We start from the raw sequence: 16,337 nt of genomic DNA, 5'->3' as shown, positions 1-16,337 counted from the left end.
GACGCAGGATCCACTGGTCGACGTCCTGGTAACCGCTGCCCTTCCGCACCTTCGTGGTGACGGAGGTGAGCCGCTTGCTGCTCCAGAACGTCGGCGCCGACTGCCAGCACGTGCCCGTCGACGCGCAGTTCTGGTCCCACGGCGTGTCCGGCCAGTTGGTCTTGTCCTTGGTACCGCAGTTCGCGGTCACGCACCGGTCGGAGACACCGAAGTGCACCTGCGCCGGCGCCGCGACGCCCGTGTACGCCGAGTCGGTCCGCACCCCGTTGACGACGGAGCGGTTGTCGGTGCCGTAGTCGATCCGGACGGGGTAGGCGTCGCGGTGGTAGACGACCGGCGAGTTCTCCTGCTTGTTCTTCGCGTAGTAGTTCGTGTCCCGCGCGTACCACAGCGATGCGGTGTTGCCGTAGATGTCCTCGATGTAGTCGAGGTTCCAGCGGTACGCCTGCGTGCAGAACGACGCCGCGAACGTGGCGGCCTTGCACGGCTCCGTCGCATGGTTGCCCGCGACCGGCACCGCCTGCACCGAGTTCGTCTCCGGCTTGTTCGTCGTCCAACCCGGCAACCGGTTCCGACCGAAGAAGTACTTCGTCCCGTCCGCCGCGGTGACCTTCCAGTACTCGCCGTTGTCGTCACCGTTGGTGTTGGCCCCGCCGATCACCTTCTCGATCCGGGAACCGTCGTCCTGGACCGGGTGCCACAGACCGCTGCCGTCCTTCAGCAGCTCGCCGCCACCGCCGTTGAGCGACATCACCGCGTTGTCGGTGGCCCAGCACATGTCGCCGGTGTCCTCGGTGTTGTTCGCCTTGCTGCCCTTGTCATCGGCCTTGTCATCCGCACAACCCACATAGCGGCGCTCGATGAAGCCGGTGTCGTAGGAGAAGCCCTCACCGATCCAGCCCGGCTGGTTGTTCGACGCCGCCTGCCGGCCGTCCACCGACTGCGACGAATAGCTCAACCCGACCGTCGGCCCGGGACCACCCACCGCCGGGGGCACCCGCATCGGATACGACCAGGAGAACCCACCGGACGAGCCACCCTGCGACCACGTCGACGACGGCGCGAGGGTTGTCGCACCGAAGTCGCCGGCTCCGCCGGACGGCCCAGCGGCGAGGGCCACCATGACGTTGCCCGACGTCAGCTTCGACGCCGCCGCGGTCGTGACCGAGGCGGGCAGCGTCACCTCGCCGGTCACCGTCTTGGTCTTCACGTTGTTGTCGGACTTCACCGGCACCGCACGGCACGCCGCGTCCTCGGGGCGGGTCTGGTGGCACTCGGGGATGACCAGGAGCCGCAGCCGGCTGGCCCAGTCCGCACCGAACGCCGACTCGAACGCGCCGTAGCCGGCCTCCAGCTTCACGACGCCGGTGCTGGCGGCCGCGTCGGTCCGCGCGACCCGGAACATCACGCCCTGCACACCCGCCGCGTGGACCTCGTCCTGCGACAGCGTCTGCACCCGGACCTGCTCCGGCCCCTTCGCCCCGGCCACCACCCGCAATGGCGCACCCGGCACCGACACCGCCGTCTCCGCCGGCGACGCGCTACCGGACGCCCGCAGCTGCGACCGAGCCGCCGCGATGTTCACGTCCGCGGTGGCCGCGGCCGGCCACTGCACCGAGCTGACCGTCGCGCGACGCGCCGCCGCGGAAGCGGTGCCCGGCTGCGGCTGCCGCACCGCCACCGTGCCACCAGGCACATCCTTGAACCGCTGCGCCGCCTCAGGCTTCGTCACCTTCGGCGCCGCCTGCACCGGCGGCACCACCAGACAGTTGGCGGCGAGCGCCAGGATCGCCGACGCGGCGACCGTGCGCGTCACCCGCCCGAACAACCGACGGGACCGGCGTGGCAGCAGTTGCAGGCCGGGCGGTCCGAAGACACCGGTCAAGGACACAATTCCTCCGCAGCAATGCGTAAGTGGCCACCGTCGAGACGCGACGGCAGCCGAACATCGTCAAGAAACAGAAGATGAAGAAGAAGGATCCAGCCGGCCTACGCCGGTACGCCGACCATCTGCGGAATCATGTCGGCCACTGCCTTCTGCGCAGCGCCCAGCCACCACTGAACATGTAAAGCCTCCCCGTTAGGCCCATGCAGTCGCACCGGGATCGATACCCGAGCAGCCTGCAATTTAGGGGTCGCATTCACCGAAGTCAAGGCATCATGGGGCGTTCATGACGGCACTCACCGCCAATCCGGACATACCTCCAACGGCGTGCCGACATCGCACGCATCGATTGACACGGCCACTGGCCTGCCCCTAGGTTTCGCTCACTTTCACTTCGCGGGGGCTAACAGTGATCAGACCTCATCCTGCCGTGCGTCGACACGGCTCCTCCAAGCTCGCCATGGTGGCATCGCTCGCGGTCGCCTCCGTCGGCACCGCGGTCGCGCTCACGGTCGGTGCGCCGGCCGGCGCCGAACCGGCGCCCGCACCGACGGGTCAACCGGCCACGAACCAGCAGGCGTCCGAGAACACCGCGATCAGGCAGGCGGTCGAGAGCGGCCGCACCATCGAGGTGGCCAACTCCCGGTCCGAGATGGCCCGCACGATGGCCACGCCGCGCGGCACGCTGGTGCGGGAGAGCTACTCCGTGCCGCACTGGACCAAGAAGGACGGCACCTGGCGGGAGATCGACCTGTCGCTGCGCAAGGACGGCGCCACGCTCGCACCCGTCGCCTCGGTCGCCGACGTACGGTTCTCCGCCGGCGGCACCGAACCCCTCGTCACCCTCAACGGCACCGGCGGCGCGCTCAAGCTGACCTGGCCGTCGAAGCTGCCTGCACCCCGCATCGAGGGCGACACCGCCGTCTACGAGTCGGTCCTGCCCGACATCGACCTGCAGGTGCAGTCCACAGTGGAGGGCTTCGGCTACTCCCTCATCGTCAAGACCCGGCAGGCCGCGGCGAACCCGGCCCTCGCCAAGCTCAAGTTCGGTCTCACCAGCACCGGCTGGTCGCTGCGGAACAGGCCCGGCGGCGGCTACGAGACCCGCGACAGCACCGGCAAGACCACCGCATCCGCCGGACCGGCGCTCATGTGGGACTCCGCGGGCGTGCCCAGCGCGCAGCGGTCCCTCGCGGCGGCGCGCACCGCGGGCAAGAACTCCGTGCTGCGGCACGTGCCCGACGACTCCCGCAAGGCCAACCTGCCCACCACGGTGGAGGACGGCTCCCTGGTCATCGTGCCGGACGCCGCGATGCTCGCCGACCCGAACGTCGCCTACCCGGTCGTGATCGACCCATGGACCGGCGTCGGCCGCGCCCGCTGGGGCTACACCGACTCCACCAACGCCAACCGCGACGACGGCATCGTCCGCGTCGGGCAGAACACCGACGGGTCCGGCACCTTCCGCTCCTTCTTCGCGTTCGACCTCACCTGGCTGCCGGGCAAGCAGATCCGCAACGCCAAGTTCGTCACGATGATGACGCACTCGTGGGCGTGCACCGCGACGCCGGTCAGCCTGTACCGCACCGGCGACCTCACCGGGTCCGGCAGGCAGGCCTGGTCGGGCCCGGCCCTGAACCTGTTCGTCGAGACGAAGTCGGGCAACGCCCACAAGCCCTCGACCGGCGCCGGCTGCGCCAACGACCCGCAGCCCAACATGTACATGGAGTTCTCCAACCAGACCCTCGTCAACGACGTCATCAACTTCGGTCAGGGCCGGGGCAGCTACACCCTGGGCCTATCCGCCCGCGACAGCGACGGCACCGACGAGACGGCCAGCAACCGCTGGAAGAAGTTCGACCAGGCGCAGACCGCCATGTCGGTCGAGTACAACAGCCTGCCGAACACCCCGGCCGCGTCGGCGTTGACCACGCACACCGACTTCACCGCCGCCGGGCAGGCCTGCGTCACCGGCACCGGCCGGCCGATCGTGCGGTCCACCGCGCCGTGGCTCAAGGCCAACATCTCCGACCCCGACGGCGACCAGAGCGGTCAGCTGTCCGCGTCGTTCGCTCTCGAGCAGTGGAACGGCACCGCCTGGACCGCCATCAGCGGCTGGCCCAAGACCGACACCGGGGTCCCGTCGGGCACCCTCGCCGACATGGCCGTCCCGGCCGGCACGCTGACCGGGTCGATGGCCCGCTGGCAGGTGCGGGTCGGCGACGGCCTCGGCGGCAACTCCAACTGGTCGCCGTGGTGCGAGTTCTCCATCGACACCACCCCACCGGGTGTCAAACCGACCGTGGTGGCATTCGACGGCCTGTACGTGGAGACGCCGCCCAACGACGTCCACCGCGGCTCGGTCGGCCGCAGCGGCCAGTTCACGTTCGGCGCCAACGGCGAGACCGACATCGCCGACTACGAGTACCAGATCGACGGCGGCACCAAGACCTACGTCGCCGCCTCCGCCACCGACGGCACGGCGACCGTCTGGGTCACCCCGACCCACGTCGGCGAGAATGTGCTGACCGTCCGCTCCCGCGACGCGGCCCAGAACCCGTCGCCGCCGAAGGACTACCGGTTCCTCGTCAACACCCACTCCGACCCCAAGACCTGGAAGCTCGACGAGGGCACCGGCACCACGCTCGCCACCAGCCCGGCCGGCGGCCCGACGGCCACCGTCACCGGCGGCGCGACCTGGACCGACGGGCGGATCCTCGGCACCCACGCCGTCAACGGCAAGGACAGCGCCCTGCACTTCGACGGCGTCGACGACATCGCCGTCGCACCCGGCCCGATCATCAACACGACGAGGAGCTTCGGCGCGGCCGCCTGGGTCCGGCTCACCGGCGGCACCTCGAACGCGCGCACCGTGCTGTGCGTGGAGGGCGGGATGACCTGCGGCATCGCCATCCAGTACCTGCCGGCGCCGACGAACCGGTGGGCGCTGACCGTGTACTCCACCGACCTCGTCGACGCGGCCCCCCGCTACGCCACCGCACCCACCGCACCGGTCTTCGGCCAGTGGACGCATGTCGCGGTGTCCTGGGACGTGGGCATGAAGATGATGAAGCTCTACGTCAACGGCATCGTCGCCGGCCAGCTCAGCCGCCCGTCCAACTGGAACGCCGTCGGCGTGCTGGACATCGGCGGCGGCAAGTACGCCGGCGTGCGCCAGCCGAGCTTCGAGGGCGACATCGGCGACGTTCGGGTCTGGGACCGGGCGATCGACCCGTTCGTCGACATCAAGCCGGCGGTCACCCCCGTCGTCACCGGCGAGTGGGCGATGGAGGACTACGACGAGGACGCGCCCCGGCAGGTCGTCGACGACTCCAACTTCCAGCGCCCCCTGACCCTCACCGAGCCTCCCGGCACCGTCACCTGGTGCGACAGCCACTCCAGCACCGGCCTCTGCTTCGACGGCCTGTCCGGCGCCGCCACCGCACCCGCCGTTGTCCGCACCGACCAGTCGTACACGGTCTCCGGCTGGGCCCGGATCACCGACACCAGCGTGTCCCGCACCGTCTTCTCCCAGCAGGGCACCCGCGGTGCCGGATTCACCGTCCGGTACGACAAGACCGTCAACCGCTGGTCGTTCGTGGCGGCGGGCAGCGACGCCGACGCACCCGCGATCTACAAGGTGAACTCGACCGCCGCGCCGGTGCTCAACACCTTCACGTTCCTGGAGGCCGTCTACGACGCACCGGCCGGGAAGATCCGGTTCTACGTCAACGATCAACTGCAGGGCGAGACGTACTACACGGCGAACTGGAACGCCGCCGGCACGTTCAACGTCGGCCGGACCCTTCAGGCCGGCGCGGCCGCCGAGTTCTTCGCCGGCGACGTCGACGAGGTCCGGGTGCACACCGGCGCCATGCACTCCACCAACGGCGCCGTGCCGAACAACACGCTGATGATGTTCCGCTCGGGCATCACCGGCAAGTGCATGGACAACCCGTACGGCTACAGCACCGACGGCAACCGCATCCAGTCGTTCGGCTGCAACGGCGGCTCCGACTCGCAGCTGTGGACGATGCCCGGCGACGGCACCATCCGCATCGCGGGCAAGTGCCTCGACGTCAACAACGCCGGCACGACACCGGGCACGTACGTGCACCTGTGGACGTGCCACGGCCTGGCCGCGCAGCAGTGGGAGGTCGGCCCGTTCAACTCGCTGCGCAACCCCAACTCGAACCTGTGCCTGGACGTCCCGAACTCCAGCACCGCCAACGAGACCAAGCTCCAGGTGTGGACCTGCTCCGGCAGCGCCGCCCAGAGCTGGACGCCGCAGTGGACCGGCATCGGCGTGATCCGCTCCGGGGTGCCCGGCAAGTGCATCGACAACTACCTGGGCACGGGGGCCAACGGCAACCTGATCAGCTCCTGGGACTGCAACGGCGGCGCGCACTCGCAGATCTTCGCCGTCATGGGGGACGGCACCATCCGGATCAGGGGCATGTGCCTGGACATCATCGGCTACGGCACCGCCGCCGGCTCGAAGATCCATCTCTACACCTGCAACATGACTACCAACCAGATCTGGGAGCTCGGCCCCAACAACTCCATCCGCAACCCGGTCTCGGGCCGCTGCCTGGACCTGCCGAACCAGAACACGGCCAACGGGACCCAGCTGTGGATCTGGGACTGCAACGGAGGCCGCGCCCAGGAGTGGTTCGTCTCGTGACCTCCTGACACCTGCCCTACAGGGACCCGCGACCGCCCCGGTGGTGGTCGCGGGTCCCTTCCGTTTCCGGGGCCGCGGTGGCGAAGGCACCGGATCGGCCTCCGCCAGATCAGCCACGTCTGCGTGGGTCGGGCACCGGGCCGCCGAGCAAGCGGCGTGGGGTGCGACTGGTTCGCACCCCACGCCGGATCGAGCGTGCGACGGCCGCCCGGCTCGCGTGCGGTCGACCGCGACCGCGACCCGGCCGCAGTTGGTGCGGCTCCCGGAGGGGTTGAACCGGTCGACCTGTGCCTGCGTCGACTGCTCCACCCGGTGCGGCCGGCCCGGCCCCTTCCCCTGCGGCTGGCCGCCACCGCCGTCGCCGCTGCCCGGGCCTTCGCCGGTGTCGGTCCCGTCGCCCGCGTTGGAGCCGTCTCCCGCGTCGGAACCGTCGCCGGCATCCGAGCCGTCACCGGCATCCGAGCCGTCGCCCGAACTGTTTCCGGAGTCGCCCGAGTCGCTGCCGTCGCCCTTGCCGTCACCGCCGTCCGACGACCCGTTGCCGTTGGAGTCGTGCGAAGGTTTGGTGTCGATGCCGGGGATCTTGAGGTGGAACTTCTCGGCGAGTCTTCGGGCCACCGCCGCGCCGCGGGCCGCGGCCCCACCGGCACCGCCGGACAGCGCTGAGATCAGCAGCTCGCCCAGCATCTCGCCGAGTGCGACACCGCAGTCGTAGGCGGCGCCACTGCCGGCGCACGCGTCGAAGATCTCGCAGATCCCGCTGAGCGCGCAGGCCCACCCCATGACGAAGCTGCCGGTCTTCTTCTCCCACTTCTTCGCCTCGCCCTTTGAAGACCGCGAAGCTGTACGTCAACGGCGTGGTGGTCGGCCAGCTCGGCCGTACGACGAACTGGAACGCCACCGGCGCGCTGACCATCGGCGGCGGCAGGTGGAACGGCGTCCGCCAGCCGAGCTTCCAGGGCGACATCGGCGACGCGCGGGTCTGGGAACGGGCGCTCGACCCGTTCGTCGACATCAAGACGGCGATCGACCCGCTCATGACGGGGCAGTGGATGATGGAGGAGTACGACGACGGGGTGCCCCGCAAGGAGCCCGACACCGCCAAGTATCAGCGGCCGCTGGCGCTCACGGCCACGGGCGTCGACTGGTGCGACGGCAACGGCAGCGCCGTGCTCTGCTTCGCCGATGGCACCGGCGCCGCTTCTACCGCCGCCCCGGCAAGTGCCTCGACAACAACCAGGGCGTGGGCGCGAACGGCAACCCGATCCAGTCCTGGGACTGCACCGGCGGCCCGAACTCACAGATCTGGGCCGTCATCGGCGACGGCACCATCCGCGTCGGGGGCATGTGCCTGGACGTCATCGGCTACGGCACCACCAACGGCTCCAAACTCCACCTTTCACCTGCAACATGACCCCGAACCAGCTCTGGGAGCTCGGCCCGAACAACTCGACCGGAAGCACGCCTCGCCACCGTCGGGGCCCTCGGACGTCACCCAGAGCAGCCGGCGCGCGACGTGCCACAGCAGCGGATGACCCACCAGGTGCCGGTGGAACTCCGCACTGCTCCACCGGCGCTGGTCGGCCATGGCGCGCTCGAGGCGGCGGATCTGGTCGGCCGCCACGGTCCGCACGTCCTTCTCTTGGAGGCTTTGTCGGCGACACCCTGGATGTGCATGAGCGCCACGTCGGTGCCGATCGCGGTGAGCACGTCGAGGCCGCGCGCGGCCCGGGTGTGGTCGCCGTGACCGGGCCACGAGCGGATCAGCGGACCGAGCCTGCGGGCCGTCTCGTCGTCGCCGATGAGGCCCTGCATGTCGAGCGCCCATCGGCCGACCGACGGACAGTCGGCGTCGACCCAACGCAGCAGGAGGGCCCGGCCGAAGGTCGCCAGCGAGACGGGGTCGCAGACGTCCTTCACGATCTCCAGACCCGCGTACGGCAGGGCGGGCTGGGACAGCGAGAGCATGGTGACCACGTGCCGCGCCGACTCGACCGGCAGGGTCCGCACGCCGTCCCGCAGCCGGATCGTCGGCAGCGTCGGCACGCCGACCCAGCGCGGGATCTTCGGCAACGTCGAGGGCAGCAGCTCGAGCGGGTCCGTGTCAAGCAAAGCCCGGATCGCGGCGCCGGCCGCCGAACCGTAGGTGCCGGCGGCGGTGAGCACCAGATCTCGGTGACCGTCCGTGGCGAGCGCCAGCAGTGCGTGCTCGGCGAGTTCGCGGCGCGGGCCGGGCTCCTCCAGGGCCGGCGGCACGAGATCGCGGGCGGCGGCGGCCGGGTGGCGGGACAGCCACTGCCGCGCGAGGTCGCGGGTCCACGCCGACCGGGACTTCACCCGCAGTTCCATCATCAGGTCAGCCAGCTCCGGGCCGGTGAACGGCAGCAGCCGCAGCGTCGTCTCGGTGACCATCTCCCGCGACAACGCGACGAGGTCCGGCACGGCGTGCAGCGCGTCGGCTCCCGGCGTGCCGTCGGACGCCAGCGGCGCGGAGCGGGTCAGGCCGGGCACCACGACCGGCTCGCGGCGGCGGGACCACGGCGGGGTGACGAGCACATCCGGCAGCCCGTCGTGCCCAGTGGTCGCCGGGTCGGTCGGCGGCGGCAGGTCCGTCGTGGTCACGCAGTCACCTCACGCAGGTCAAGGATGAGCGGCTCATCGTCACCCGTGCCGCCGATTTCGACAAACGTCTGCTTCCCCGGCACCGCGGCACACCAGGACCTGCTGCTGATCGGCATTGCCCCGGCGGCCGGCCGCCGTACATCGTGGAGGCAGGCGACCGGATCACGTCCGCCGGCGCCTGGGTCGTCGCCCACCTCGCGGCGTGGCGCGGTCGGCGGGGGTGGGAGTCAGGACTCCTCGGCGAGGAGGGCGGCGGTCGGGAGGCGCTGCAGGAGGGCGGCGGGGATCAGGGCCGCGCAGGTGGCCAGCAGGGCGCCGGCGGCGACGGCCGAGCCGGCGGTCGTGAGCAGGGCGGGGCTCAGTTCGCCGACGAGCCAGGCGGCGGCGGTCACGCCCACGGCGGCGCCCGCGAGGCCGCCGAGGAGGCCGATGCCGAGGCCCTCGGCGGCGACGAGGCGGGCGAGGGCGGCCGGGGTCCAGCCGGTGGCGCGGAGGGTGGCGAGCTCGGCGGCGCGGTCGCGGATGTTCAGGTAGAGGACGTCGGCGACGGCCAGGACGCCGAGCAGGATCGTCGCCGCGACCGCGATCGTGTCGACGGTCCTGACGCGCAGGGAGACCGCGTCGCCGAGGAGGGTGCCGACGATCGCGCCGTGGAAGGCGAAGGTGATGGCGCCGAGGACGGTGGCGGCGGTGATGCCGATGGCGAGGGCGCCGCCGGCGAGGGCGGTGCGGCCGGGGACGCGGACCAGGTTGAGCAGCCCCATGGTGACCGGGCCGCGGGGGCGGCCGGCGCGGCGCGGGCGGGTGACGGCGGGGCGCAGGCCGGCGGCGGGGCGGCCGCGGGCGGCGCCGAGGGCCGGCAGCAGGCCGGCGAGCAGGGACAGCCCGACGGCGGTCGGCAGCGCCAGCAGGGCCTGCGTCCAGCTGGTGCGGACGTCCAGCAGCCCGCCGAGCGGGCCGGCGAGGGCGAGTGCGCCGAGGCCCGCGACCGTCCCGATGACGAAGACCTCGCCGAGGACCGCGGCGAAGATCCGGTGGGCGGGCCAGCCGAGCGCGGCCAGGGTGGCGAGCTCGGCGCGCCGGTCGCGGACGCCGGCGGCGACGGCGTTGGCGAGGAAGAGCGCGCAGACCACCAGGACGAGGACGAACAGGAGGGCGCTCTTGCGGTCGATGGCGGTGATGATGCTCGCCGCGACGCCCTTCTTCACCCAGTGCTCGGTGACGCGCAGCTCGGGCCGCTGGTACTTGCCGGCGGCGAGAGTGACGGTCTGCGGGGAGGGCGAGGAGCCGTACGTGATGTCGACGTCCAGGCCGGTGCGGGCGGAGATCTCCTCCGCGACGACGCGGACCCGCTCCCGGGAGGTGGCGGAGAAGCCGTGCACGCCCGCCACGCGGACCCGGATGGCGCTCAGCGGCGCGGCCTTGTCGGTGCCGATGGTGTCGGTGAGGATGTCCGGCAGCGCCGCGATGCTGGTCAGCAGCATCGGTGGTGACGACAGGTACCCGCCCGGGTTGCCGCCGGGGGCGAGCGGGTGGTCGCCGAGCAGGTCGCGGGTGGCCTGGTCGGCGCCGACGACCAGGGGCGGTTCGTAGGTCTCCATCGGCACGCGGCTGAGCGGGTTGAACGTGGTGAGCCGGGCCGGGTCGAACGTGCCGACGACGCCGAAGTCGGCCGTCGTCATCTCGCCGTTCGTGCGCACCGACACGTTCTTCACCGTGCGGAACGAGGTGTCGTCGAGCTGCCACGGCGCGGGGAAGCCTGAGGAGTACGGCAGGACGTACGCGGCCGCGTTGTCGGGCACGGGGACGGCGGTGAGGCTGCCGTCCGGGGCCTGCGCGTAGGAGACGCCGCCGATCTGCAGGAGCCACTCATGGCTGTAGAGGAGGCCGCGGCCGAGGCCGGTGCCGACGGTGTGCTGGTAGGCGGCGTCGGCGTCCAGCACGTCGTCGCGCACGTGGGTCGCGGGTGCGGCGGTGAGCGCGGCCAGCATCGCCTGCGACGTCCCGGCGGGCACGGCGGGCAGCGGTGCGTGCGAGATGCTGACGGCGGTGGTGGGGTCGGCGTACCGGCGCGACGACGCCAGCACGGGCACGATCATGCGCTGCTCGGAGGTGCCGGGAATGGCGGTCGCCTGCGCCGGCGTGTTGGCGAGGAACGTGCCCTGCGTGGCGGCGCGCAGCCCGACGAGCCGGTCCTCGGCGTCGGGGTCGACGGCCGCGACGAGCATCGGCTCGTGCCACGTGAGGGAGATGCTGAGCCGCTGCTGCGGCTCGGTGTCGTACAGCGTCTCGAACCGGCCGTCGGGGCGCCGCCGGAACGCGAAGACGTCCTGGTTGGTGGCGTCGGTGACCTGGCCCTGCTCGACGAACGGGCACACCTGCCGGCCCTCCTCGAGCAGGCCCGGGGTGCCGTGGCACAGCTGCTGCCACGGCATCGTCTGGCCGCCCGAGAACTGCAGCAGCTCCTCGTTGCGGCCGAGCCGCGGCCACGAGACGTCGTGCGTGGTGACGTACACCCAGGCCGGGGTCGCCGGTGTACGGCTGAGCCCGCGGTCCGCCAGCAGCGTGCGGTCGACCCGGATGACCTGCCGGTCCAGCTCGGGGTCGACGAGGTCGGTGAGGTCGACCGGCGCGACGACGGCGGCGTTGAGCGACCCGGCCATCGCGATCGGCGCGGCGACGTCGATGCCGGGCACCGACCGGACCTTCGCCCAGTCGTCCATGGTGAGCCCGCCGTAGATGCCGGACACCGCGTTGGGCCGCAGCAGCGCGCGGTCGCCTTCGAGCGGCAGCCGGCTGCCCTTCGGCCTGACGAGGATGTCGTACGCGGCCCGCACGTTGGCGTCCACGGTGCCGGTGACCTCCAGCCGCGCGGTGGCGGTGGCGCCGGTCAGCACGGTGAAGCCGGTGGTGGCGGTGAGCACCCCGACGAGGAGTGCCACCGCCCGCCCCGCCCGCCCCCGAAGATGTGCCCAGACGAATCGGATCACCCGCACACACTGACCTATACATTGTGACAATGCAAGACCCTGGAGGCCTCACCGGCCCGGCCGTGGGTGGGTGCCGGTGGCGAGCTTGCCGGCCTCGGCGGCGCAGGCGATGCTGGGACGAGGTGTTCCGGCCGTTCGAGGACCTGCTGGTCGCGGCGGTCCGCGGCGGCAGCGTGCTCGACGTCGGCTGCGGCACCGGCGGCACGACCGTCGCCGCCGCCCGGAAGGTCGGCCCGGAGCGGCCGCTGCGTCGGCGTCGACATCGCCGGGCCGATGGTCGCGGCGGCGCGGGAGCGGGCCGGCCGCGAGGTCCGCTTCACCGCCGCGTGCTGGCAGGTCGACGCGCACGCCCCGACGGCCTGACGGCCTCTCGTCACTTCGGGGTGAGGTGGCCGGCGCAGGACTCGCGCCGGTCGCCGCCGGACTTCGTGCCGTCGGGGCAGACCACGTTCACCCACGTGACGTCGTCGAGGTCGGCGTCGTCGAGGCGGGCGCCGCGCAGGTCCGTGTCGGCCAGGAGGGCGCCGGACAGGTCCGCGCCCCGGACGTCCGCGCCGCCGAAGTCGGACCGGCGGAACTCGGTCTGCCGCAGGTGCGCGTCGCGCAGCACGGCGCCGCGCAGGCCGGTGTCGGCGAACGTGCTGCCGTTCCAGGTGGTGCGGCGCAGGTCGGCGCGGCCCAGCTCGACGCCGGTGAGAGTGGCGTCGCGGACGTCGGCGCCGGTGAGGTCCGCGCCGGTCAGGTCGACGTTCTCCATCGACACCGTCCGCAGGTTCGCCTCGTGCAGGTTGCTGCCGCTGAGGTTCGCCTCGCGGACGAACCCGTCCACAGTGGACCGCTCGAGGTCGGCGCAGCGCAGCTGCCGCTGGGACAGTTCGGCGTCGTTGACCGCGCGTCGTGGCATCGAGACCGCGCCGGCCGCCGCGCACCGCCGTCCATGGGTCTCGGTGTTCCGCGTCTGCACGACCAGCAGCACGCTGAGCAGGACGGCGCAGAGCAGGAAGCCTGCCGCGACGCGTCGCGGCCGGTGCCGCACCACGTGTCGCAGCTTCGCCAGGCCACCGACGTTCACCGTGGGCCCGGCGAGACGAGGGGGTGCAGGGTCAGGCGGAGGATGCGGTCGTCGTCGGTGGAGGGTCCGCGGTCGAGGCGGCCGTCGCGGTTGGACGTGGTCATCCAGACGCTGCCGTCGGGCGCCCTGACGGAGGTGCGCAGGCGTCCGTACGTCGTGGCGAGGGCCTCCACCGGCTTGTTCGGCACCCCGCCGCTGGGCCGCCACCGGATGCTCGGCGCGTCAGGCCCGCCGCCCTCGGTCGGCCGGCTGCCGGCCTCCTTCTGCAGGGTGCGGTCGAGGCCGACGAGGTACACGCGCTGCCCCCGCAGGCAGGTGACGACGGCGGTGCCGCCGACCACGGCCACGTCGGCGCTGACCCCGACCTCCGGGTGCCACGTCACGACCGGGTTGATGTACTTCGGGTCGGTGCCGATGCCCTCCACTTTCGGCCAGCCGTAGTTGCCGCCGGGCACGATGATGTTCAGCTCGTCCCAGACGGCCTCGCCGATCTCGGTCTCGTACATCGTGCCGTCGGCGGCCCAGTCCAGGCCCTCCGGGTTGCGGTGGCCGTAGGACCAGACGAGCGAGCCGCGGAACGGGTTGCCGGGCGGTGGCTTGCCGTCGGTCGTCATCCGCAGGATCTTCCCGCCGAGGTTGTCGAGCTGCTGCGCCGCCTCGGTCCTCGACGCCTCCCCGGTGGTCGCGTACAGGTACCCGTCGGGGCCGAACTCGAGCCGGCCGCCGTTGTGGATGCCGCCGCGCGGGATGCCGGTGACGATCGGCTTCGGCCGCTCGCCGAACTTCAGCCTGGCGACCCGGTTGTCGACGGCGGTGGTGTAGTAGATGTAGACCGTCTGGTCGACGGCGAACCGCGGCGACGCGGCGATCCCGAGCAGCCCGCCCTCGTTGTCCGACACCGCCTCGCTGATCTTCGTCACCGGCGTGACGGTCAGCGAGCCGTCGGCCGCCCGGCCCGGGCCGATCCGCAGGATCCGCAGCGTCCGCCGCTCGGTGACGAGGGCGCTGCCGTCGGGCAGGAACGTCAGGCCCCACGGGACGTCGAGGTGCCGCGCGATCGTGGTGACGGCGACCTTGGCGTCGCCGCTCGCCGACGGGTCGATCGGGCCGTGACCGAAGTCGGTCGGGTCGGTGACGCCCGGCGCCGCGTTCTTGGGCGGTGGCTTCGCCGGGGCGTCGGACGTGCAGCCGCTGGCGACGCCCAGCAGCAGGCAGAGCGCGACGGCGCCCGCGCGGACGGGTGTACCCATGGACCGGCCTCCGCTCGCGCAGCCGAACATCGTCTCCCTGCACGATCACGAATCCGTGCCTTCTCCGGCGTCACCCACGGCGGGGGAACGTCACGGGGCGTTTGACCTCGTGCCGGGGCGGGCACAAGGCCGGGGAGTCGAGCACCCGTACCGTTGAGGGAGACCAGATGAGACTGCTGACATTGGCCGCCGGGCTCGCCACCGGTTACGTGCTGGGCACCCGTGCCGGCCGCGGCAAGTACGAGCAGATCGTCGAGGGCGCCCGGCAGCTGCGTGCCAACCCGACCTTCGCGCAGGCGCAGGAGACGGCGAAGAAGCTCGCCTCGTCGCCGCCCACCGCCTCGATCACGCCACCCGCGGCGTCGCCCGCGATGTCGTCCGCCACCTCACCCGCGATGTCGTCCGCCGCGTCGTCCACCTCCTCCACCACCGCCACGACGCCGTCGGCCCGGACCGCCTCGAACGGCGCCGCCGCGAAGCCCAAGGCCCCGCGCGGCACCCCCGGTGGCACGCCGGGCGCCGACCCGCTGAAGTAGACGCCCCGAACGATCCGCACGGTCCCGGCCGCAACTGGCCGGGACCGTTCGCGTGCAAACGGGCCGCCGGGGCGCTCAGGCGGCCTCGGCGATGAGGTCGTCCTCGGTGGCGCCGCGGCGCCAGTACCCGGTGAACATGACCCGGCGGCGGTCGATGCCGCGCTCGTGGACCAGGTGCCGGCGCACGGACCGCACGACGCCGGACTCGCCCGCCACCCACGCGTACGGGGTGCCCGGCGGCAGGTCCGCGGCGCGGACCGCGTCCAGGACGCCGCCGCCGCTCGGCAGCCCCGACGTGCCTGACCTGCCCAACGTCGACGCCCGGCGCCCGGCCGCGGCGCCCGCGTTCCTGGGAGCCTTGACCCGAGGGGCGACCGTGCCTGACCGGCTCGCTGCCGGCGCCCCGGCGCCCGGCCCCGGTGCCCGCGACATGTCGACAGCTCTGACCGCAGGAGGCTGCCGTGCCTGACCGGCTGGCTGCCGAGGCCGTGACCCTCGGCTACGACGCCCGCACCATCGCCGAGGGGCTGACGGTGCGCGTCCCCGACCACTCGTTCACGGTGATCGTCGGGCCCAACGCCTGCGGCAAGTCGACGCTGCTGCGGGCCCTGGCCAGGACGCTGCGCCCCAGGACCGGCGCGGTGCTGCTCGACGGGCACGACATCCGCACCCGGCCGACCCGCGAGGTCGCCCGGACCCTCGGGCTGCTGTCACAGTCGGCGACCGCCCCGGCCGGCATCACCGTCGCCGACCTCGTGGCCCACGGGCGCTACCCGCACCAGGGCCCCCTCGCCCCCTGGACCGCCGCCGACCGGCACGCGGTCCGCGACGCGATGGACGCGACCGGCACGACCGCCCTGGCGTCGACCCCGGTCGACGAGCTGTCCGGCGGCCAGCGGCAGCGGGTGTGGATCGCGACCGCGCTGGCGCAGGACACGCCGATGCTGCTGCTCGACGAGCCGACCACGTGCCTCGACGTCACCCACCAGATCGAGGTCCTCGAGCTGTGCGCCCGGCTGCACCGGGACCGCGGCCGCACCCTCGTCGCGGTGCTGCACGACCGGCACCTCTCGGCCCGCTACGCGACGCACCTGGTCGCCATGCGTGCCGGCCGGGTCGTCGCCGAGGGGTCACCGGCTCAGGTGGTGACGGCGCCGGTCGTCGCAGCGGTCTTCGGCCTGGCCTGCCGCGTCATGCCCGACCCGGAGACGGGGACTCCCATGGTGATCCCGCGCGCCCCCGCCGGATCCGGCGGACCTGCCGCTCGACCCGCAGCTCCCGCAGCGCCGTCACCGTAG

At 72.4% G+C, this 16,337-nt stretch carries 9 protein-coding genes and 2 pseudogenes; 5 read left to right on the top strand and 6 right to left on the bottom strand.

Features of this window, described 5'->3' with window-relative positions; all coding sequences use genetic code 11:
• Nucleotides 1-1,816 (bottom strand): annotated as a pseudogene (locus AB0I21_RS18225) (RHS repeat protein); the annotation flags it as partial.
• 499 nt (nt 1,817-2,315) lie between these two features.
• On the opposite strand from AB0I21_RS18225, the gene AB0I21_RS18220 reads away from it, so the two are divergent.
• From AB0I21_RS18220 to AB0I21_RS18210, 3 genes and pseudogenes are all read left to right on the top strand, one after another.
• Nucleotides 2,316-6,569, top strand: coding sequence for a ricin-type beta-trefoil lectin domain protein (locus AB0I21_RS18220; protein ID WP_360562432.1), 4,254 nt, complete (start codon nt 2,316-2,318; stop codon nt 6,567-6,569).
• Between the two features lie 827 nt (nt 6,570-7,396).
• Nucleotides 7,397-7,561, top strand: a pseudogene (locus tag AB0I21_RS18215) (LamG-like jellyroll fold domain-containing protein); the annotation flags it as partial.
• 155 nt (nt 7,562-7,716) lie between these two features.
• Nucleotides 7,717-7,983, top strand: a complete 267-nt coding sequence (locus AB0I21_RS18210; RefSeq protein WP_360562430.1) for a ricin-type beta-trefoil lectin domain protein — start codon at nt 7,717-7,719, stop codon at nt 7,981-7,983.
• On the opposite strand, the gene AB0I21_RS18205 is transcribed toward AB0I21_RS18210, so the two are convergent.
• The 4 genes from AB0I21_RS18205 to AB0I21_RS18190 form a co-directional block, all read right to left on the bottom strand.
• Nucleotides 7,969-8,157 carry a DUF4132 domain-containing protein gene (locus AB0I21_RS18205; RefSeq protein WP_360562429.1) on the bottom strand — a complete coding sequence of 63 codons (189 nt, stop codon included), beginning with the start codon at nt 8,155-8,157 and terminating at the stop codon, nt 7,969-7,971. The two genes, AB0I21_RS18210 and AB0I21_RS18205, sit on opposite strands and share 15 nt — an antisense overlap.
• Before the next feature lie 1,261 nt (nt 8,158-9,418).
• Nucleotides 9,419-12,133 carry an FtsX-like permease family protein gene (locus AB0I21_RS18200; protein ID WP_360562427.1) on the bottom strand — a complete coding sequence of 905 codons (2,715 nt, stop codon included), beginning with the start codon at nt 12,131-12,133 and terminating at the stop codon, nt 9,419-9,421.
• Between the two features lie 421 nt (nt 12,134-12,554).
• The gene (locus AB0I21_RS18195; RefSeq protein ID WP_360562425.1) at nt 12,555-13,220 is read right to left on the bottom strand and encodes a pentapeptide repeat-containing protein; all 666 of its coding nucleotides are present in this window, start codon (nt 13,218-13,220) and stop codon (nt 12,555-12,557) included.
• A gap of 29 nt (nt 13,221-13,249) precedes the next feature.
• A complete protein-coding gene (locus tag AB0I21_RS18190; RefSeq protein ID WP_360562424.1) occupies nt 13,250-14,503 on the bottom strand; it encodes a PQQ-dependent sugar dehydrogenase in 1,254 nt (417 codons plus the stop codon).
• 167 nt (nt 14,504-14,670) lie between these two features.
• On the opposite strand from AB0I21_RS18190, the gene AB0I21_RS18185 reads away from it, so the two are divergent.
• The gene (locus tag AB0I21_RS18185) at nt 14,671-15,039 is read left to right on the top strand and encodes a hypothetical protein (protein ID WP_360562423.1); all 369 of its coding nucleotides are present in this window, start codon (nt 14,671-14,673) and stop codon (nt 15,037-15,039) included.
• 75 nt (nt 15,040-15,114) lie between these two features.
• Here the strand turns inward: AB0I21_RS18185 and AB0I21_RS18180 are convergent, their stop codons facing one another.
• Nucleotides 15,115-15,471: a siderophore-interacting protein gene (locus tag AB0I21_RS18180; RefSeq protein WP_360562421.1), complete on the bottom strand. Its 357-nt coding sequence runs from the start codon at nt 15,469-15,471 to the stop codon at nt 15,115-15,117.
• A gap of 29 nt (nt 15,472-15,500) precedes the next feature.
• Here AB0I21_RS18180 and AB0I21_RS18175 point away from each other — a divergent pair, with 29 nt between their 5' ends.
• Nucleotides 15,501-16,337: an ABC transporter ATP-binding protein gene (locus AB0I21_RS18175; protein ID WP_360562420.1), complete on the top strand. Its 837-nt coding sequence runs from the start codon at nt 15,501-15,503 to the stop codon at nt 16,335-16,337.

It is taken from the genome of Dactylosporangium sp. NPDC050588, from assembly GCF_040654975.1.
In the GTDB taxonomy this organism is placed as follows: domain Bacteria; phylum Actinomycetota; class Actinomycetes; order Mycobacteriales; family Micromonosporaceae; genus Dactylosporangium; species Dactylosporangium maewongense.
This window is presented reverse-complemented; position numbering and strand designations above follow the sequence as displayed.

Coding starts and splice junctions, on each gene's coding strand:
- AB0I21_RS18205 (WP_360562429.1), bottom strand. CDS start 8,157: ATGGCCGACCAGCGCCGGTGGAGCAGTGCGGAGTTCCACCGGCACCTG.
- AB0I21_RS18190 (WP_360562424.1), bottom strand. CDS start 14,503: ATGGGTACACCCGTCCGCGCGGGCGCCGTCGCGCTCTGCCTGCTGCTG.
- AB0I21_RS18185 (WP_360562423.1), top strand. CDS start 14,671: ATGAGACTGCTGACATTGGCCGCCGGGCTCGCCACCGGTTACGTGCTG.
- AB0I21_RS18180 (WP_360562421.1), bottom strand. CDS start 15,471: ATGTCGCGGGCACCGGGGCCGGGCGCCGGGGCGCCGGCAGCGAGCCGG.